Here is a 17,936-nt window from a genome sequence, read left to right on the forward strand (position 1 = left end):
GGCAGAAGGAAACGAGAGACCGTACTCAAGCCGAAGCGCTCACGCTTTGGTGATGCGACGGACCTTCCAGGCCGTAATGCCTGGATTGCCGAGAGCCGCTGAGACTCTCAGCAACGGTTTCCAGGACGAAGGCGCGTGCGGAATCCTCGGTGACGCGGGTGCGGTGGGCGTCGCGGTGGTTCCAGTGGCGGGTCAGGACGCCGGTGGCGTCCGCGTAGATGATCTCGCCGGGCCTGGGGTTCTCGACGGTGTCGGGTTCGCCGAGCGGGGTGAAGGACTCGGTGCCGTCGGCGTGGCGGATGACGACGTCGCCGGTGACGTGGTCGAGGTCGAAGGCGCCGGCGGGCAGGCCGTGACGGACGGAGACGGCGTTGTAGGAGTCGACGGCCGGGTTGATGCGCGGCAGGGTTCCCTTCTTGGCCAGGCGGCGGCCGAGCGCGTCGACGCTGGGGCGGATGCGGCGGGGGTTGGTGCCGAAGGAGCGGTAGGCGGTGTGCCAGGCCTCGACGCGGGGGTCGGTCTCGTCGGCGGGGTGCCAGGTGCCGTCGGCGAGCTGTTGCTCCAGGTCCTCCAGGGCGGCGGCGGTGCGGGGCCAGGATTCGCGTCCACGTAGGCCGGTGGCGGTGACCAGGGCGATGAGGGTGCCGGGGAAGGCGTCTGCGATGGCGGGGTTGAGGTGGAAGGCGGGCATGGGCGGGGTTCCGTTTCCTGCGTGCGGGCGGCGGGTCAGGGCTTCCAGGGGCCGATGCGGTCCAGGCGGCGGCGCTGCTGGCGCGCGGTGGGGACGTCGAGGCCCTGGCCGCGTGCGGTGAGGTGATCGGCGACGATGCCGGCGCGGCAGGTGAACTGGACGGCCGTGTAGTAACTGGTGGGGACGCCGTCGGTGGGCGGGGTGCCGGCCTTGGTGCGCCGGGGGCCGGGGATGAAGGCGTAGTCGCCGATAACGGTGAAGACGACATTCGGATCGTGCTCGATCGCCTTCCAGACCGGGTTGGGCCGGGCGAGGTGGGTGAGAAGGTGGTGTCCGTCGCAAGCGAAGTGGGTGGGGACGGCGATGGGCGGCTGGATGAACATGCTGGTCTCCTTGCGTGGTCGGTGGTGTGACGGGCTGCGGGCCTGCTCAGGTCACGGCAAGGAGGCTGACGGCGACGGCGGCGGTGCCCAGGCCGGCGAGCTGGCTGGGGTGGATGCGTTCGGCGAGCACGCCGCGGGCGAGCAGGACCGTGCCGGCCGGGTAGAGGGCGACGATCACGGCGACGACGGCAAGGTCCCCGCTGCGGGCGGCGAGCAGGAACAGCAGATTCGCCACAGAGTCCAGCACACCCGCGGCCGCCGACATCACGTACGCGGGCCGCTCGGGGCCCAGCTTGCGACGCATCAGCCCCGCCGCGCCCAGGGTGACGGCCGAGGAGACCGCCCGGCCCACGATCAGCGGAGCCACCCCGCTGTCGGACGGCGCCTGATGCAGAAAGATCAGCTGAAGGGCGATGGCGGCGCCCGCCCCGAAGGCCAGCAGCAGCGCGGCACGTGAGGGGCGCGCCGAGCCCGCGCCGTGTCCGGCGCTGACCAGCACCACCGCCACCAGCGCGAGCGGCAGGCCCACCAGACCGGCGGCGGACAGGTGCTCACCCTGTACCAGACCCACAACCACGGGCAGCGCGGCGGACACCAGCGCGGTCACGGGCGACAGCACGTTCATCGGACCGATCGCCAAGGTGCGGTAGAGCAGGGCGAACGCGGCGGCCGAGGCGACCCCCGAGGCGGCACCCCAGCCGAGGGTCGCAACGCTGAACGAGGCGCCGAGCCACGGCCACAGCACCACCTCGACCACGAGACTGGCCGGGGCCGCGATCATCACGGTGCGCAGCACATGAGCTTTGCGGGCGCCGAGGCCGCCGAGGAAGTCGGCGCACCCGTAGGCGAGTGAGCTGCCGAGGGCCAGCAGCAGAGCGATCACAGCACACCCCCGTGCTAGTCATTGGAACGACCAGATAGTACAGTAAAACGACCGGCGACTGTCAATCAAACGACCGCGCGGTACATTGAACTGGTCCAGGTGGGAGGATGGTGATCAGATGGCCGAGACGGCCGCAGCCCTGCGGACGGTTGCGCACAACGTCAGGGCGGCCCGCACCCGCGCGGGCCTGTCCCTGGAGGAACTCAGCCGGCGTGCCCAGGTCAGCAAGGGCGCCCTGGTGGCACTGGAGAAAGCCCAAGGCAACCCCAACCTGGCCACCCTGGTCCGGCTGGCCGACACTCTCGGCGTTTCGGTGTCCGCCCTGATGCAGGGGCCGTCCGAAGGCCGCGTCCGCATCGTGGCGGCCGACGCCGTGGCACCACTGTGGACCGGAGAGCGGGGCAGCGAGGCCCGGCTCATGCTGACGACCTCGGGTCCGGCTCCTGTCGAGGTCTGGCGCTGGCGGCTGGAACCCGATGACGAATACCCCAGCCACCCACACCAGGCCGGAGTCGTGGAGACCGTCAGCGTCACCTCCGGCCGGATGACCCTGGTCGTCGACGGCACCGAGCACGCCGTCGAAGCGGGACAGACCGCCACGTTCAACGGCGACACCCCGCACACCTACCGCGGCTCGGGCACCGAAACCTGCAACCTGATCATGATGGTCCACCTGCCGCCCGGCCCGGCTTCCACAACCTGACCTGCGCAGCCCACGCGTGCAGTGGCGTCGTCATGCCATCCGGGGCCAGGCACGCCTGGTCCAGCGGCGGCACCGACTGCTTGCTGATCTTGCAGAGCGGCGCGCTACGCCGGCTCGGCTCACCACTGGGGCTTGCCATCCACACACCCAGCAGCGGCGGCTACGAGCCCGCGGCCTGCTTCACCGGCACCCCGCAGAAAGCTCTGGACCTCGTCTGTGACCTCTACACCGCCACCGCCGACTTCTGATCGGCGACGCACAAACAGCCTCGAACCGTCAACCCCCGAGAGACTTCCAGCGAAGAGACCACTTTGTGTCATGGCCGGCCAGCGGTGACCTACTGATGACTCTTCGCGATTTCAGCGACGACACGGGGAAGGTCAGGGCACGATGACGGTCTTGCCACGGGCGTGGCCGGAGCGGGCGCGGGCGACGGCGGCGGGGGCGTCGGCCAGGGGGACCTCGGCGGTTATGGTGACGCGGAGCCGGCCTGCGTCGGCGAGGGTGGCGAGGGCTTCCAGGTCGGCCGGGGTGGGGCTGTTGCCGAAGTTGATGCCGCGGATGTCGCGGGCGGCCAGGGCGTCGATGTCGGCGGCGTAGTTGGTGTTGATGAGAATGCCGCCGGGCACCAGGAGGCCGGCCAGAGCGTTGATGTCGCCGCCGGGGGCGGTGACCAGGTCCAGGACGGCGTCGACGCCCTCGGGGCGGATGGCGCGGACCTGTTCGGCGATGGGCGCGGTGGTGAAGTCGATGATCTGGTCGGCGCCGAGGTCGCGAAGGTGGTCGGCCGTGTCCGCGGTTGCGGTGGCCAGGACACGCGCCCCCTTGCCGGCGGCGAACTGGACCGCGGACTGGCCCACCCCGCCGGAGGCGCCGTTGATCAGGATCACCTGTCCGGCATCGAGGCGAGCGGCTTCGATGGCCTGGTAGGCGGTGATGCCGGCGGTGGGCAGAGCGGCCGCGACGGTGAACGGCAGGCTGCCGGGGATGCGGGCCACTTTTCCGTCCTCGGCGGCCAGGGTGTACTCGGCGTACGAGCCGTGCCCCCGCGGGAGGTTCATGAACTGGCCGTAGATGGTGTCGCCGGGCCGGAACCGGGTCACGCCCGGGCCGACGCGCTCGACCACGCCGGCGCCGTCGGAGCCCATGACAAGGGGGAAGGCGTGCTCGACGGCGCTCTTCAGCGCGCCGTCGGCGACCTTCCAATCGAAGGGGTTGACTCCGGCGGCACGCAGGCGGACCAGCAGCTGGCCGGGTCCGGGGTCAGGGATGGGCAGGTCGGCGAGCTCGGGCTCGGCTCCGAAGCCGGTCACGACGATGGCTTTCATGGCTGTGCCTCTTTCTGCTTCTTGCTTTCTCTGGTGTGGGCAGGGGAGCCGGGGCAGGGCTCAGGGAGTGGCTGGGCGTGGGATGGTGAGGTAGCGGGCGTAGATCAGGTCGCCGATCGCATGGGTCTCGGCCAGGCGCAGGGGATGCTCGGGGTCATTGAGGAAGCGCCCGGGGCCGACGAAGCGCGGCGCACGCGGCAGCTGCCGGCTCCGTGGTCGAAGAAGGCCATGGTCGGGTCGAGGTTTCCAGCGGCGCTGATGACCACGCGCAGCGGGGTGGCGGGGCGCTGCGCACGGACTCGGCGGGCACGGCGTTCGGCGGAGCGCACCTTTAGCCGGGGATTGTCGGCACGCAGCGTGCCGGCGCCCACGAGGATGGCGTCGGCCCAGGCCCGGAGGGCGTCGACGCGATCGAAGTCCTCGGGGTTGGAAAGGATCAGCCGGTGGGCGGTGGCGTCGTCGAGGTAGCCGTCGAGTGACATCGCGCAGGACGCCACCACGTACGGTCGGCTCCGGCCGCTGTCCGGGAGCACGGGGACGATCTGGCTGAGGGTGAGGGTGGGCTTGCCCATGGCACAGCGAGGACTCAGCCGGCGATGTCGGCGAGCTCGGGCAGGGCGATGGTGTGGTGGGTGTGGTCGGCCTTGGCGTGGAGGTAGCGGAGGTTGTCGGGGGTGGCGTGGACGCCGGTGGGGCGGGTGGCCCGGACGGTGAGGCCGAGGGTGCGCAGCTGGTGGGCCTTGTCGGGGTTGTTGGTCAGCAGGTCCAGGGTGCCGACGCCGAGGGCGGCGAGCATCTGGGCGGCGGCCGTGTAGTCGCGGGCGTCCTCGGGCAGGCCGAGGGCGAGGTTGGCCTCGTAGGTGTCGAGTCCTTGGTCCTGGAGGGCGTAGGCGTCGAGCTTGTTGTAGAGGCCGATGCCGCGGCCTTCCTGGCGCAGGTAAAGGAGGACGCCCCCGGTGCCGGCGATGCGCTCGACGGCTTCGCGCAGCTGGGGACCGCAGTCGCAGCGGGCGGAGCCGAAGACGTCCCCGGTCAGGCATTCGGAATGCAGCCGCACCAGCGGGGTCACCGCCGCGCTGAGGTCGCCCAGGATCAGGGCGAGGTGCTCGGCGCCGTCGGCGAGACCGCGGAAGGTGACCGCCTCGGCGGTGACGGCATAGCCGTCGGCGAAGCGAAGGGGGATGTTCACCCGGGTGCGGACGGTGGCGGGGATGGTCATCGTCGACGCAAGAGCTCCAAGACGTGGTGCGTGAGAAGCAAGCGCGTCAGAAGCTGCGGGGACCGAAGCGGTCGCAGGCCACCCACCCGAGAAGTCCGTGGCGGTGTGAGCAGTGGTGGCGTCGGCCGGCGCGGCGACAAGGGTGTCGCTGGTCGCAACGATCTTCTTCATGACGGATTCCTCCACAGGGTCATTCGCCGGGGCGTGCGCCCTCGGTGTCTCGCCAGGCAACAGTACACCAGAAAGCTAACTAGCGAGATAATAGCTAGTGGTATTGTTTAGCCATCACCGGCTCAGCAGGAAGAGGGGGAGGCCAGCAGCCCATGGAAGCCACCGAGAACGCAGCTCTCGCCACGTCCGGCACCGACGACTTGCTCCAGCAGTGGACGGCGGCCCAGGCGGGATTCCACCGGCTGACCATCCGGCTGGCCGAAGAGGTCACCCGGCGCACCGACCTGCCCGCCTCCTCCGTCCAGATCTTGCTGCTCCTCCTGCACAGCCCGCCCTACCACTCCGTCACGATGACCGAGCTCGCCCGCCATCTGGAGTTCTCGACCGCCGGCATCACCAAGGTCACCGACCGGCTCACCCACGCCGGGCTCATCGTGCGCAGCCCCTGCCAGATCGACCGCCGCGTCGTACGCGCCACCCTCACCCCGGAGGGTCTGCAGGCCGCCCGGCAAGCCGCCGACATCCTTGCCGACGCCCTGAACCGCGAGGTCATCGCCAAGATCGGGCAGGAAGACTTCGCCCGGCTCACCGACCTCCTCACCGCCCTCGACCCCAGCCGCTGACCGCACTGACTGCGGAAGCCCCGATTCGTGGGGCATGGGCTGCGGCGATCAGGGGCGACAGGCGCGGTTTCCGGCTTTCGGCGCGACTCGGCACCGGCCGGCCATGCATGTCGTCGCGCCGTCCGAGGAGGTTGCAATGACGGATACAGATTCGCAGGAGCTCGACGCGGTCGCCCCGATGAGGTCGTCGCATCCCCGGGCTCTGGAAGCCGGGATGCGTGGTCGGCGGGCAGGCGGATGCCGGCTCGGTTCCGCCGGCGGTCAGGGAGCTCGCGTGACTTGCCGGTGCGGCGCCTTCCCGAGGGTGGGCAGTCCCTCGAGGTTGTCAAGATCATGCCGCCACGTGCCCACCTGCGGGAACGCGCGCTACAGGCAAGATCAGATCCATGCGTCTACTGCGGTGGAGCATTCTGGCGTCTGATTCCGGCCGGATGGTCCCAACACTCCTTCCTGCGCCGCTCGGCGGCGGCCCGGGCGTCGCGTAGCTCGCGGGACTTGGTCCGTGTGCTCATGCCCTCGTTTCCCCGCTGGACGGACGCCCGCGCGCCACGTCGTCGATCGGCGCTCGGACCTGGCCGGATGCGCTCTTGGCCGCGCTCGCCGTCCAGTTTGGGCCACACCACCGCGCCCGGTCCTGGGCCGAAGCGGGTCCAGCCGAGATACGGGCAAAACCGGCCATGAGTCGATCTTGAGAACGTAAGGCATGCCCGTTGCGGGTCCGGGTTGATGGGCTATCCGATGCCGAATCATGCTCGCTGCGAGGTTGGCGCGTAATCTCGGAAGTCGTCCGCCCGTAGACCGCGAGGGAGTCGGCCCTGGTTTCTGCGTTTCCGTCTCACGGACTGTATTCGGTCGGCTACAGTATCATCCGTTCTGTGGTGATCGGGGCTGCTGGGAAGGCAATGCCTGATGGCCTCGATCGACAAGACCGCTTACCCGCGGTTCAAGCGGACGATCTCCGAGCGCGAACTGCGCGAGGCGTACTCGCCGAGCCTGGCGGAGATGGACTGGGCGCGGGAGATGACCGACAGCGATGAGAACCGGCTGTCGCTGATGGTGTGGCTGAAGTGCTGTCAGCGGGTGGGCCGGTTTCCGCGGCTGGCCGAAATCCCGGCCCAGGTGATCGAGCACGTACGGAACGAGCTGGGCCTGCCGGAGCGGATCGGCATGACGGACGTAGCCGAGCGGACCGGACGCAACCACAAGGCGCTGGTGCGGGCCCGGCTGGGGCTGGACGGCGATCAGGCTGCCGCGCGCAACCTGGCCGAGCAGGCGATCCGGCAGGCAGCCAAGACCAAAGACCACCCGGCCGATCTGATCAACGTAGCGCTGGAGGAGCTGGCCAAGAACAGCTGCGAGTTCCCGGCGTTCTCCACCCTGGATGACCTGGCCGCTCAGGTGTGCACGGAGGTCAACGGCGCCATCTTCACCCTGGCTTACGGCCGGATGAGCTTCGACGACCACGCGCGCATGCTGGCGATGCTGGAGGTGGATCCGGCTGCTGATCCAACTCAACCGCCACCAGATCTCGGCCCGCCGGGGCGCGATCATCTGACGCGGCCACCATCGCCAGCGCCGTTGCGTTGCTTCCTGGACTTCCCGGTGGCGCCTACGACCCCGTAGCCGATACTCGGGCGGGACGCTCAGGAGTCGCGGCGGGCATTCCTTCGCGGCGCGATGAAGACGGCCCAGGCGGCCACACCCAGGCCCGGACCGAAGGACGAACCTAGCCCGGCACCGTAAGTGAAGTTGTCGAAAAAACCCCCGACGACGACGCCGACGAGGAGGCCGAAGGCAGCGCCAAATGTGATCCAGATCCCGAGATTTGCCCAGATCCCGAGACCTTCGGCGGGCGGGGGCGTGTTGTTGCTCGTCATTGCATCTCTCCCAAGGACGCGGGCGGACAGGGCTGACAATCTGGCGGCCCATCACGGCGGATGTTGGCGTTCGCGTTGTCCGGTGTCCGGAGCGGCCGAGTGCCCGCCGCGCCTACGCCGTGGCACGGCGGATGAGCCTGTACCCGCCGACCGCGAACGCGGCGGCCACCAGGACCGGCCAGCCGGCGACCAGCGCCATGGGGGACTGGTCGAGCAACCAGCGGCCGATCGCGTGCCATTGCCGGGTCCACGTGATCAGCGCGGCGGCCAGCCCGAGCGCTGTGAACGCCAGGGTGAGGCTGGCGAGGACGCCGGTGGTGCCCCAGCGCAGGTACAACGTGCCGAACAGGATCCCGAGGTGGGTCACGACCAGCATGGGTACCGCGTACCCGAGCAGAAGCAGCACCGGGTTGGCGTCATCCATGAACGGCAGGTCGAAGAAGCGCATCCTCATCCCCCAGTAGCCGGTGGCCTGTTCCACGGCGCGCAGCAGGCAGAGCACCAGCGCGTAGAGCACCGACTGGACGACCGCGAGCAGCGACCAGGCCAGGTAGAACTCCCGGCGGGTCACGCTCATGCCCAGCGCGTAGGGGAAGATCTGGGTGACCGAGACGGCGGCCATCGCGATCGCGACGCCGCACAGGCTGACCAGGCCGCCGGTGGTCGTCACGCCGTCGCCCGGGTCGTAGTTCGCCATGACGCTCAACAGGTTGATGCCGAACGCGACGGCCACCATGCTCCACGTCCAGCCCAGGATCTGCGGCCAGGCCGGCATCTGGAGACGGGCCACCCGACGGATGCGGTTCATCGGGCGGCCTCCCGGTCCGCCAGCGCCGTTGTCGTCGGCGGTACGGTCAAGCGGACCACGAGTTGCTGCAACGACAGCGGCTCCAGCTCGACGTTCAGCGCCTGCGCGAGCGCCTTCGCGTGCGGTCCGAGCCCATCGAGGATGGTCGACCGGACCAGGCCGCTCAACCGCTCGCGGTGCAACTCGGTGCGTCCGGCGGCGAACCCGTCCACGGCCTCCGCCCGTCCGGTGGCCGCCACCGCCCGCCCGCGCAGGTCGTCGGCGTCCTCATCGAGCAGCAGCCGGCCACGGTCGATGAGCAGCACCCGCTCGACCAGATCGCTCACCTCGTCGATGAGGTGGGTGGACAGCACCACGGTGCGGGGATGCCCGGCGTAGTCGGCGAGCAGGCGGTCGTAGAAAAGCTGCCGGGCGGCCGGGTCGAGCCCGAGGTACGGCTCGTCGAAGAACGTCAGGGGCGCCCGCGCGGCCAGCCCGACGGTCACGCCGAGGGCCGACAGCATGCCCCGCGAGAGCCTGCGGACCAGCCGCCCGGCCGGTAACTGGAAGTCCGCGGCGAGGCCGTGCGCGAACGTGTCGTCCCAGTTCGCAAACAGCCGGCGTGCGGTGTGAAAGACGTGGCGCACGGTGTAGACGTGGGGGTAGCGCTGGCTCTCCCGGACGAAACAGACCTTCGACAGGACGGCCGGGTTCTCCACCGGTGGCGCGTCGAAGACCGACACGTTCCCCGACGACGCGAACGCCTGCCCGGTGAGGATCTGCATCAGGGTGGTCTTGCCCGCCCCGTTGCGCCCGAGCAGGCCGTAGATCGTGTGCTCGGCCAGCGCGAAGCTCACGTCGTCGAGCGCCGTGACGTCACCAAAGCGCTTGGTCACCCCGTGTGCGGTTACTACCGCCGTCATCCCAGGTCCCTCCCGACAACCGCACCGAATGAATCGATCATCTTCATCAGCTCGTCGTGGCCGATGCCGAGCTTGCGGGCCTCGGCGAGCAGGGGTTCCACGTACTGTTCGGTGAACCGTTCCCGTCGCCGCTCGCGCAGCCTGGCCCGGGCGCCACCGGCGACGAACATGCCGATGCCGCGTCGCTTGTAGAGCGTTCCCTCCGACACGAGCTGGTTGACGCCCTTGGCCGCGGTGGCCGGGTTGATCCGGTGAAAGGCGGCAAGCTCGTTGGTGGACGGGACCTGGGCCTCCTCCACCAGCGACCCGTCGATGATCGAGTTCTCGATCAGCTCGGCGATCTGAAGGAAGATCGGTCGGTCGTCGTCCATCGCTGGCTTAGCCGCCCCACTGGTTAGCTACATGTGTAACTAACCATGCAACCTTGCGCCGCGGCTGTCAAGCCGCCCGGGCGTCCCGCGACCTCAGCCGACGGCGGCGCCGGGACCCGTTTCCCGCTCCAGGAAAGGCAGCCGGGGATGCGTGGGCGGCGTCGTCTCGACGCAGCGGACGGTGTGATCTGGCCGTACGGCTGGCGGCGCCGTGCGCACCTGGGGCAGAGGGTGTTTCATGACCACCCGGCATTGACCAGGCAAGTTACAGCAAGATCAACACCATTTGGGGCTCATGACACGTTTCTTACCGGCACCCCTGTACGGAAAGGGCGGCAAGTTCCGCGAGGTCGACATCCACCCCAAACTCCGCACCGAGCTGCAGCTCTGGCTCGACGAGCGCCTCAACTGGCCCTGCGCCGGCGATAACCGGGCCCTGTTCCTCAACGCCGAGGGCGGACGGCTGAGCGCCCGCGCCGCCGGCGGCTTCATCGCCGAGATCGCCCATACCGCCGGGCTGGACGATCCCACCACAGCGCACGTCCTGCGCCACACGCTCGCCACCACGCTGGTTCGCGGCAAAACCGACTTGGTCCTGGTCGCCGAGATTCTTGGCCACGCCCGCCTGGAAACCACCCGCCGTTACAGCTTGCCGTCCGACAAGGACAAGGAAGATGCCCTCAAGTTGATCACGGTTGATCGCTGGCTGTGCGCCCGCCTGCGGAAACGGCCGTCAAGATCGACTCGCGGCCGGTTTTCCCCGTATCGCGGCTGGACCCGCGAAGGTCCCTACCCTGCCGACCTTGGTCCCGGATCGGACGCACTGGACGAATGGCGCGACGCGTCATCGGCTGGTCCATCGGCGGCGACGGCATCGGCGCGGTGTCAGGGGACGGCCGCCGCCTGGTCCTCCAGGTAGGCGGTCCAGCCGCGGTACGGAGTGATGTCCACGCCGTTGTCGGCGGCGTCCTGACTGCAGCCGAAGCCGGTGACCCAGCGACCGTCCGACAGTTCCACGCTCGTGAGCGCCATCGGGGCGGGCAGTTCGGCGAGGAACGTTCCGATGGCGGCGGGGGAGAGCCGGTAGATCTCACCGTCGATGGCGGCCCCCGCGCGTCCGCCGCAACGGACAAGGCCCGGTTTGGGCGGGTCCGTCTTCAGAGCGAGCAACCGGTAGTCACGCGAGGTGGTGATCGGGCCGATGAACCGTGCGCCCAGGATCTCCAGCTGAGAATGCAGGGGCTGCCCACGCAGGTGCGCGCCGAAGACCGCGAGGTCCACGCCCCCGCTGACGACCAGGGGCGGTGGCTCGGCGAGCAGGCGTGCGGCCAGGTCGATCGCAACCTGGTCGGCGAATGCCGGCACCACGAACATGACGCCGAACGGGCCGCCACCCGGCGCCGGTTCCCCGGGTGCGGAGACGGCGGCCATGTCCAGCAGGTTGCAGAAGTTGGTGTACGTGCCCAGCCGCGTGTTGATCGAGATCGGTTCGGCGGCGACATCGGCGATGCGCGGATGCTCGGTGGTGGTGGGCAGCAGCAGGCCGTCGAGTCCTTCCAGCAGCGCGGCGGTGGACTGCTTGATGCGTGCCAGGCGGCCGAGATCGGCGGCGAACTCATGGCCGGCGGGCATTTTCGCCGCCTTGACGATGGCGGCGACCACGGGGTCCGCGCCGGCGGGCGCCGTCTCCAGAAACGCGCCCACGGCGGCGTAGCGCTCGGCCACGATGGCCCCGTCGTAGAGGAGCCGCGCGGCGTCGAGCAGCTCGCTGATGTCCACCGTCACCGTGGCGATCCCGGCGGCCCCGGCACGGACCACTGTGCGTGAGAAGGCGTCGGCGTAGCCGGGGCTGAGCGCGTGTAGATCCTCGGGCCTCGGCACCCCCACGGTGGGGCGGGCGGGCGCGGCGAACGGCATCGAGGCGGGCCAGGCGCGGGTACGCGGATCGCCGTCGTCCGGTCCGGCCATGACAGCCAGGACCGAGCCGGCGAGCTGGAGTGTGCGGGCGAAGACGGCGACGCAGTCGTAGTCGGCGCACGCGGGCACGATTCCATCAGCCGGGACGATGCCGAGCGTGGGTTTGACGCTCACCAGGTCGTTGAAGGCGGCGGGCACCCGGCCGGACCCGGCGGTGTCGGTGCCGATGCCGATGTCGGCGATGCCGAGGGCGACGGCGACGGCGGATCCGGAGCTCGAACCTCCGGAGATCTTCTCCGGGTAGAGCGCGCTGGCGACCGCGCCGTACGGGCTGCGGGTCCCGACGAGTCCGGTGGCGAACTGGTCGAGGTTGGTCTTCCCGAGGACCACCGCCCCATGGTCGAGGAGCCGCCGTACGGCCGGCGCCGTACGGGTGGGCACGTAGGCGAATTCGGGGCACCCCGCGGTGGTCGGCATCCCCGCCACGTCGATGTTGTCCTTCACCACGACCAGCAGGCCGGCCAGGGGCAGCACGCCACCCGTGGCACAGCGCTCCTCGACCGATCTGGCATCGGCGAGAACCTCCTCCATCGGCCTCAGGTATGTCCAGATCTCCGGGCGGGATACGGCGCCGATGATCGCGTACGCTTCGCGAACCCTCGCGGTCGGCGCGTACGGTGGAATGTCGGGACGGATGATTTCCTGTGATGTCATCGGCGATTCTTCCTGTCAGCGCGATAATCGAGCGAAAAGCCGGTGGAACGGATATCTAAATGGCCGGACGGGCATCTCATGAAGAGGCCGGAACGCGTAGCTGACCGGTTTGTCCGGGCACCGGGCGGCCTCCAATTCAACGGGCGGTCGGTGACGCTTTTCTGGAGGGCCGAATTCCGCGGCAGGGGGCGAAGCGGATCCTCACACATCCCAGCCAACCGCCTCCACACCGCGATTCTGAGCGCCCGCCCCGCGGACCCGCGCCGGACTCCGGAGCGTACGGCACGGCTATGGCCAGCATAGACGCGAGATCCATCACAGTGGGACCGGAGTTCATGTTGGCTTTTCCTAACGGGCCTTTCACATGTTGTGGTGCGACCGAAACACGCCGTCCCTACCGTTCCACACATGAACCCGGGCGTGGATACGGACCTGTATACAACCGCGAATGCGACGCCGGAAAAGCGTCCTTCGCGGCGCGATCAGGTGCACGCAGAAATCCGCGAACGCATCATGAAAGGTGAGTTCACGCCGACCACGCGACTTGTCGAAGAACGCCTCGCCGAGGAGACGGGTCATTCGCGTACCCCGGTACGCGAGGCGCTGATACGCCTGTGGGCCAATGGGCTGCTCGAAAAAAGGGACGGCGGGTACTATCCCGTCCTGCCCGACCTCGCGGAGCTTCGCGACCTGTACGAGCTGCGCGTGACCATCGAGATCAGAGGCTTCACCCGGGTCATCGAGAACGAGGCCGTGCGACACGACCTGCGCATGCTCGAAGAGCTGCGCGAGCACTGGCGTGGCCTGCGGATGTCGCCACCCGAGCCCGACCCCTCCTTCGTGGAGGCCGACGAGTCGTTCCACCGCACCCTGCTGGCATCCTCGGGCAATTTCGCACTGGTGGCCGCGCTCGGCTCGGTCAACGAGCGGATCCGCCCGATCCGCATGTACGACTTCCTCACCGAGGACCGCGTCAAGGACACCATCGACGAGCATCTCGAGATCGTCGAACTGACGCTGGCGGGCAAGCTGCCCGAGGCCCTCATGGCGCTGCGACGACACATCGGGGAGTCCTTCGAGGTGGTCGAGCAGCGTGCCGCACGGGCGTACATCCAGATGACCCTGCACCGGGGCCGCTAGAGTTTCGAGGACGGATGCCGTGATCAGAGTCGACGCTTCACCCTACGTATGGCCGTACGACGGCGGTGTCCGGCCCGACCGGGTCGCACTGATGTGCATCGACTGGCAGGCCGACTTCTGCGCCCCCGGCGGATACGTCGACAAGATGGGCTACGAGCTGTCCCTGACCCGCGCCGGGCTGGAACCCACCCGCCGGGTGCTGGCGGCGGCCAGGCAGGCGGGCATCACGGTTGTCCACACCAGGGAGGGGCACCGCCCGGATCTGTCCGACCTGCCGGCCAACAAGCTCTGGCGATCCAAGCAGATCGGCGCCGAGATCGGTTCGGCGGGCCCGTGCGGCCGCATCCTCACCCGCGGAGCGGACGGCTGGCAGATCGTCCCCGAGGTTGCGCCGATCGAGGGCGAGCTGATCGTCGACAAGCCCGGCAAGGGCTCCTTCTACGCCACCGACCTCGATCTGCTGCTGCGGACGCGCGGCATCACCCACCTGGTGCTGACCGGCATCACGACCGACGTGTGCGTGCACACGACGATGAGAGAGGCCAACGACCGCGGCTACGAGTGCCTGCTGCTGACCGACTGCACCGGCGCGACCGACACGTTCAACTACGAGGCCGCGTTAAAGATGATCACCATGCAAGGTGGCGTTTTCGGCTGCATCACCGGTTCGGCGGAGTTCCTCGCCGCCCTGTGAACACCTTCCGGGCGGCACGCCCCCGGGATTGCCCTGAACGCCCCCCCGAGAACCACCCGCTGACCACACGCGCGCACGGCCTCGCCGCCGCGCACCCGGTATCTCCGCGCCCCGGCGACGAGATACCCCGCAACGCGTCGCACGAGCCGCAGCGGGCGGACACCTCCTTTGGTCTTGTCTTCTTCCGCCCCTCAGAGACGCGACCGCGTCCACGAAACAGACCTTCAGCCGCAGGGACGCACCATGAGCACCATCCCCGAACGTGAGCAGAGCCCCGCACCGACCTCCATCCAGGACGCCGCGACGGCGCCCGCCTCGACCGGCACCCTCCCGAGCCCGCCGAACCACACCAGATTCGGACAACTGGTCGACGACTACTTCCAGGTGACCGCGAGAGGGTCGAACTTCCGGACCGAGGTCCTCGCCGGCGCCTCCACCTACCTCGCCCTGTCCTACATCTTCATCGTCAATCCCGGCATCCTGTCGAGCGCGGGCATCAGCACGACCGTCTCGCTGTTCGCCACCATCGTGATCTCCGCGGTGTCTACCCTGGTCATGGGGCTGTGGGCACGGCTGCCGTTCGTGGTGTCCACCGGCCTGGAGATGAACTCCTACGTCGCGTTCTTCGCCGTGGGCGCGCTCGGCTTCGCCTGGCAGTCGGCACTCGGCATGGTGTTCTGGTCCGGTGTCCTGATGGTCGTCGCCACCGTCACCCGGGTCCGCGAGATGATCATCGACGGCATCCCCGAATCGCTCAAGGTCGGCTTGTCCTGCACCGTCGGTGTCTTCATCATCCTGGTCGCGGGCGTCGTCAGCGGCATCCTCTCCTACGAGGACTCCATGCTCGCCGGCCTCGGCAGCTTCACCTCGCCGGGCGCGATCTCCCTGTACATCAGCCTCGCCCTCGCCCTGGCGCTGACCCGGCTGCGCGTGCCCGGCGCCCTGCTCATCACGATCCTGGCCACCGCCGGGCTGTCCAAGCTGTTCGCCGCCCTCGGGTGGCTGGGCTTCGCTGACGCCGAGCCGGTGAGCCTTGGGCTGTCGTCCGGCATGTTCGACGGGATCCTCGCCTTCGACATCTCCGTGATCTTCGATCCGCGTGCCATCAGCGTCATCCTCGTGCTGTTCATCCTGGATTTCTACGGCAGCATCGCCAAACTCGTCGGCCTCACGCTCAACACCTCGATCCTCGACGACGGCAAGCTGACCCGCCGCCGCCAGGCGCTGCTCGTCGACGGCGCTGGGACGGTCGGCGCCTCGGCCATCGGCACCTCCAGCGTCGTGGCCTTCGTCGAGAGCGCCGTCGGCATCGGCATGGGCGCCCGCACGGGTCTCACCGCGGTGGTCGCGGGCCTGCTGATGGTGGCGACGTTCGTGGCGTTCCCTCTCATCCAGTACATCCCCGTGGCGGCCAGCGCCGGCGTCCTGGCCTACGTCGGTATCAAGCTCTGGCCGAGCCGGGCCCAGTTCGCCAAGTTCGGCGCGGCCGAGGGCTTCGCGATCGTCGCGATGGCGGCCGTCACCGTGGCGACCTTCACCATCGACCGCGCCATGTTCGTCGGGTTCGCCATCGTCGCCGTCGCCGTGTTCGTCAAGACCAGGCGGCTGAACTGGGTGCTGATCGTCTCGGCCCTGCTGCTGGCGCTCAGCGTCGGGCTGCAGATGCGCTGATCGCGCCAACGCCCCCGCCGCGACCATCGGAAACGGAGAACGCCACATGAGCCTGCTCGATCGCCGACAGTGGTACGACCTGGCGCGAGACACCAACTGGACCCCCGTGTTCGTCACCGAGGACGAGCTGTTCCCTCCGGAGATGAGCGACGGTTTCGGGCTCCCCATGAAGGAGTGGGAGTCCTACGACGAGCCGTACAAGGTCTCCTACCGCGAGTACGTCGGCATCCAGCGGGAGAAGGACTCCGGGGCCTACTCGGTCAAGGCCGCACTGCAACGGTCGAAATACTACGAGACGGCCGACCCGGCGTACCTGAGCCTGCTGAAGATGCACTACGGGATGATGGCGGTCAACGAGTACCAGACCGCCTTCGCCATGGCCCGGCTGGCACGCTTCGGCAAGGCGCCGGGCATGCGCAACATGGCCACCTTCGGCGTCCTCGACGAGTGCAGGCACGGGCAGATCCAGCTGAACTTCCCCCACCAGCTCATAGGCCTGGACCGGCAGTTCGACTGGACGCACCGAGCCCACCAGACCGACAACTGGTCCATCGTGGCGGCCAACCACGCGGGCGAGGACGTGATGCTCACCCGCGACGCCGTCACCACGTCGATCATGCTGAACTTCGCGTTCGAGACAGGCCTGACGAATGTGCAGATGATCGGCCTGGCCGCCGACGCGGCGAACATGGGCGACTACACCTTCGCCAACCTCATCACGAGCATCCAGTCGGACGAGTCGCGGCACGCGCAGATCGCCACGCCGCTCATCGAGACCCTTGTCCGCAACGGCAAGAAGAGGGACGTCCAGCAGATCGTCGACGTCGCGTTCTGGCGCATCTGGCGGACCTTCGTCCTGCTGACCGGCGTCCCGATGGACTACTGGTTCCCGCTGGAGAAGCGGGACCAGTCGTTCAAGGAGTACATGCACGAGTTCGTCAACGTGCAGTTCACTGAGCAGCTGCAGGACGCCGGCCTCGACCGGCCGTGGTACTGGGACCACTTCGTCAAGGAGATCGACACCGCCTCGCACTCGGCTCAGATGGTGTTCTGGTCGTGGCGGAACACCATCTTCTGGAACCCGACGGGCGGCCTCGGCCGGAAGGAGCGGGCGTGGCTGGAGGAGAAGTACCCCGGCTGGAACGACACCTACGGCCGCTACTGGGACCTCGTCATCGACAACGTCAACAGCGGCCGGGAGGACCTCACCTCGGCCGTCGGCATGCCGGCCCTGTGCAGCATGTGCCAGATCGCGATCGCCGGTCCGGACGCGCGCGTACGCCAGCTGGAGCACCAGGGGCGCCGCTACAACTTCTGCTCACCGGTCTGCGAGTGGATCTTCGAGCTGGAGCCGGACCGCTACGCCGGCTTCGACACCGTGGTCGACCGCCTCTACAACGGCACCGTCGCGCCACAGGACCTGCTGGCGTACATGGGCATCGGGGTGGTGAGCCACGGCGGCCGGGACGCCCACGACCTGGCCTGGGCCAAGGAGTACGCCGGCGCGGAAGGAGCGGGGACAGATGAGTGACGCGGGACGCATGGCGCTGCTCGGCCGATTTCCCGGCGATCTGTGCGTGCGGGTGGTCGACGTCGGCATCGACGACACGATGGACCAGGTGGCGCGCGCCTGCGCCGAGCTGACACTGGGCCGGACGGTGCGGGACCCGGGAGCCGGCGCCAGGCTGCTGGTCCGGCGGACCACGCCTGACGACTCCGCCGCGCCGCTGCCGTGCGAGGTCACCGTGGCTGAGGCGGGGTTCCGGCACTTCGAGTGCGTCGACGTCGTGGTGGTCTGAGCGCCATGGCCGACAGGAAAGCGAGCACTGTGGAAAGCACCG

At 68.9% G+C, this 17,936-nt stretch carries 21 protein-coding genes; 10 read left to right on the forward strand and 11 right to left on the reverse strand.

Annotated elements, in window-relative coordinates; genetic code table 11:
- Nucleotides 1-25: 25 nt before the first annotated feature.
- From ACIBX3_RS59040 to ACIBX3_RS59050, 3 genes are read right to left on the reverse strand one after another with little or no spacing between them, the layout of a single operon-like run.
- A complete protein-coding gene (locus tag ACIBX3_RS59040; RefSeq protein ID WP_397129625.1) occupies nt 26-691 on the reverse strand; it encodes a B3/4 domain-containing protein in 666 nt (221 codons plus the stop codon).
- 35 nt (nt 692-726) lie between these two features.
- Nucleotides 727-1,074 (reverse strand): FMN-binding negative transcriptional regulator, encoded by a 348-nt coding sequence (locus ACIBX3_RS59045; protein ID WP_397129626.1) that lies wholly within the window; start codon nt 1,072-1,074, stop codon nt 727-729.
- A gap of 46 nt (nt 1,075-1,120) precedes the next feature.
- A complete protein-coding gene (locus ACIBX3_RS59050; protein ID WP_397129627.1) occupies nt 1,121-1,957 on the reverse strand; it encodes an EamA family transporter in 837 nt (278 codons plus the stop codon).
- A 118-nt stretch (nt 1,958-2,075) separates the two neighbouring features.
- Here ACIBX3_RS59050 and ACIBX3_RS59055 point away from each other — a divergent pair, with 118 nt between their 5' ends.
- Both ACIBX3_RS59055 and ACIBX3_RS59060 read left to right on the forward strand, forming a co-directional pair.
- A complete protein-coding gene (locus ACIBX3_RS59055) occupies nt 2,076-2,660 on the forward strand; it encodes a helix-turn-helix domain-containing protein (protein WP_397129628.1) in 585 nt (194 codons plus the stop codon).
- 32 nt (nt 2,661-2,692) lie between these two features.
- Nucleotides 2,693-2,908 (forward strand): hypothetical protein, encoded by a 216-nt coding sequence (locus tag ACIBX3_RS59060; protein WP_397129629.1) that lies wholly within the window; start codon nt 2,693-2,695, stop codon nt 2,906-2,908.
- Between the two features lie 132 nt (nt 2,909-3,040).
- Here the strand turns inward: ACIBX3_RS59060 and ACIBX3_RS59065 are convergent, their stop codons facing one another.
- The 3 genes from ACIBX3_RS59065 to ribA form a co-directional block, all read right to left on the reverse strand.
- Complete coding sequence (locus tag ACIBX3_RS59065; RefSeq protein WP_397129630.1) at nt 3,041-3,988, reverse strand: NADP-dependent oxidoreductase; 948 nt, start codon at nt 3,986-3,988, stop codon at nt 3,041-3,043.
- Nucleotides 3,989-4,092: 104 nt separating this feature from the next.
- Nucleotides 4,093-4,560 (reverse strand): RibD family protein, encoded by a 468-nt coding sequence (locus ACIBX3_RS59070; protein ID WP_397129631.1) that lies wholly within the window; start codon nt 4,558-4,560, stop codon nt 4,093-4,095.
- Between the two features lie 14 nt (nt 4,561-4,574).
- Nucleotides 4,575-5,207, reverse strand: coding sequence for a GTP cyclohydrolase II (gene ribA / locus ACIBX3_RS59075; protein ID WP_397129632.1), 633 nt, complete (start codon nt 5,205-5,207; stop codon nt 4,575-4,577).
- Between the two features lie 323 nt (nt 5,208-5,530).
- Here ribA and ACIBX3_RS59080 point away from each other — a divergent pair, with 323 nt between their 5' ends.
- Nucleotides 5,531-6,001: a MarR family winged helix-turn-helix transcriptional regulator gene (locus tag ACIBX3_RS59080; protein ID WP_397129633.1), complete on the forward strand. Its 471-nt coding sequence runs from the start codon at nt 5,531-5,533 to the stop codon at nt 5,999-6,001.
- A gap of 909 nt (nt 6,002-6,910) precedes the next feature.
- Nucleotides 6,911-7,624, forward strand: coding sequence for a DUF4158 domain-containing protein (locus ACIBX3_RS59085; protein ID WP_397129634.1), 714 nt, complete (start codon nt 6,911-6,913; stop codon nt 7,622-7,624).
- Nucleotides 7,625-7,644: 20 nt separating this feature from the next.
- On the opposite strand, the gene ACIBX3_RS59090 is transcribed toward ACIBX3_RS59085, so the two are convergent.
- The 4 genes from ACIBX3_RS59090 to ACIBX3_RS59105 all read right to left on the reverse strand — a co-directional run bounded on the left by ACIBX3_RS59090 (nt 7,645) and on the right by ACIBX3_RS59105 (nt 9,959).
- On the reverse strand, nt 7,645-7,878 hold the full coding sequence (locus ACIBX3_RS59090; RefSeq protein ID WP_397129635.1) for a hypothetical protein: 234 nt from the start codon (nt 7,876-7,878) through the stop codon (nt 7,645-7,647).
- Nucleotides 7,879-7,990: 112 nt separating this feature from the next.
- A complete protein-coding gene (locus tag ACIBX3_RS59095) occupies nt 7,991-8,686 on the reverse strand; it encodes a hypothetical protein (protein ID WP_397129636.1) in 696 nt (231 codons plus the stop codon).
- Nucleotides 8,683-9,588 (reverse strand): ABC transporter ATP-binding protein, encoded by a 906-nt coding sequence (locus tag ACIBX3_RS59100; RefSeq protein WP_397129637.1) that lies wholly within the window; start codon nt 9,586-9,588, stop codon nt 8,683-8,685. Before ACIBX3_RS59100 ends, ACIBX3_RS59095 begins: the two co-directional genes overlap by 4 nt.
- Entirely contained in the window at nt 9,585-9,959 is a 375-nt protein-coding gene (locus tag ACIBX3_RS59105; RefSeq protein WP_189140698.1) for a GntR family transcriptional regulator, read from the reverse strand. The genes ACIBX3_RS59100 and ACIBX3_RS59105 overlap by 4 nt, the downstream gene beginning before the upstream one ends.
- A 295-nt stretch (nt 9,960-10,254) precedes the next feature.
- On the opposite strand from ACIBX3_RS59105, the gene ACIBX3_RS59110 reads away from it, so the two are divergent.
- The gene (locus ACIBX3_RS59110; protein WP_397129638.1) at nt 10,255-10,878 is read left to right on the forward strand and encodes a tyrosine-type recombinase/integrase; all 624 of its coding nucleotides are present in this window, start codon (nt 10,255-10,257) and stop codon (nt 10,876-10,878) included.
- On the opposite strand, the gene atzF is transcribed toward ACIBX3_RS59110, so the two are convergent.
- Nucleotides 10,845-12,590, reverse strand: a complete 1,746-nt coding sequence (gene atzF, locus ACIBX3_RS59115; RefSeq protein ID WP_397129639.1) for an allophanate hydrolase — start codon at nt 12,588-12,590, stop codon at nt 10,845-10,847. The two genes, ACIBX3_RS59110 and atzF, sit on opposite strands and share 34 nt — an antisense overlap.
- Before the next feature lie 408 nt (nt 12,591-12,998).
- On the opposite strand from atzF, the gene ACIBX3_RS59120 reads away from it, so the two are divergent.
- From ACIBX3_RS59120 to ACIBX3_RS59140, 5 genes are all read left to right on the forward strand, one after another.
- Nucleotides 12,999-13,730, forward strand: coding sequence for a GntR family transcriptional regulator (locus tag ACIBX3_RS59120; RefSeq protein ID WP_397129640.1), 732 nt, complete (start codon nt 12,999-13,001; stop codon nt 13,728-13,730).
- A 19-nt stretch (nt 13,731-13,749) separates the two neighbouring features.
- Nucleotides 13,750-14,424, forward strand: coding sequence for a cysteine hydrolase family protein (locus ACIBX3_RS59125; protein ID WP_397129641.1), 675 nt, complete (start codon nt 13,750-13,752; stop codon nt 14,422-14,424).
- Between the two features lie 243 nt (nt 14,425-14,667).
- Nucleotides 14,668-16,095 carry a solute carrier family 23 protein gene (locus ACIBX3_RS59130; protein ID WP_397129642.1) on the forward strand — a complete coding sequence of 476 codons (1,428 nt, stop codon included), beginning with the start codon at nt 14,668-14,670 and terminating at the stop codon, nt 16,093-16,095.
- Nucleotides 16,096-16,141: 46 nt separating this feature from the next.
- The gene (locus tag ACIBX3_RS59135; protein WP_397129643.1) at nt 16,142-17,626 is read left to right on the forward strand and encodes a YHS domain-containing protein; all 1,485 of its coding nucleotides are present in this window, start codon (nt 16,142-16,144) and stop codon (nt 17,624-17,626) included.
- Entirely contained in the window at nt 17,619-17,894 is a 276-nt protein-coding gene (locus tag ACIBX3_RS59140; RefSeq protein ID WP_397129644.1) for a toluene-4-monooxygenase system B family protein, read from the forward strand. Before ACIBX3_RS59135 ends, ACIBX3_RS59140 begins: the two co-directional genes overlap by 8 nt.
- Nucleotides 17,895-17,936: the final 42 nt, after the last annotated feature.

The sequence above is a fragment of the Nonomuraea sp. NPDC049480 genome (assembly GCF_044465905.1).
Lineage (GTDB): Bacteria > Actinomycetota > Actinomycetes > Streptosporangiales > Streptosporangiaceae > Nonomuraea.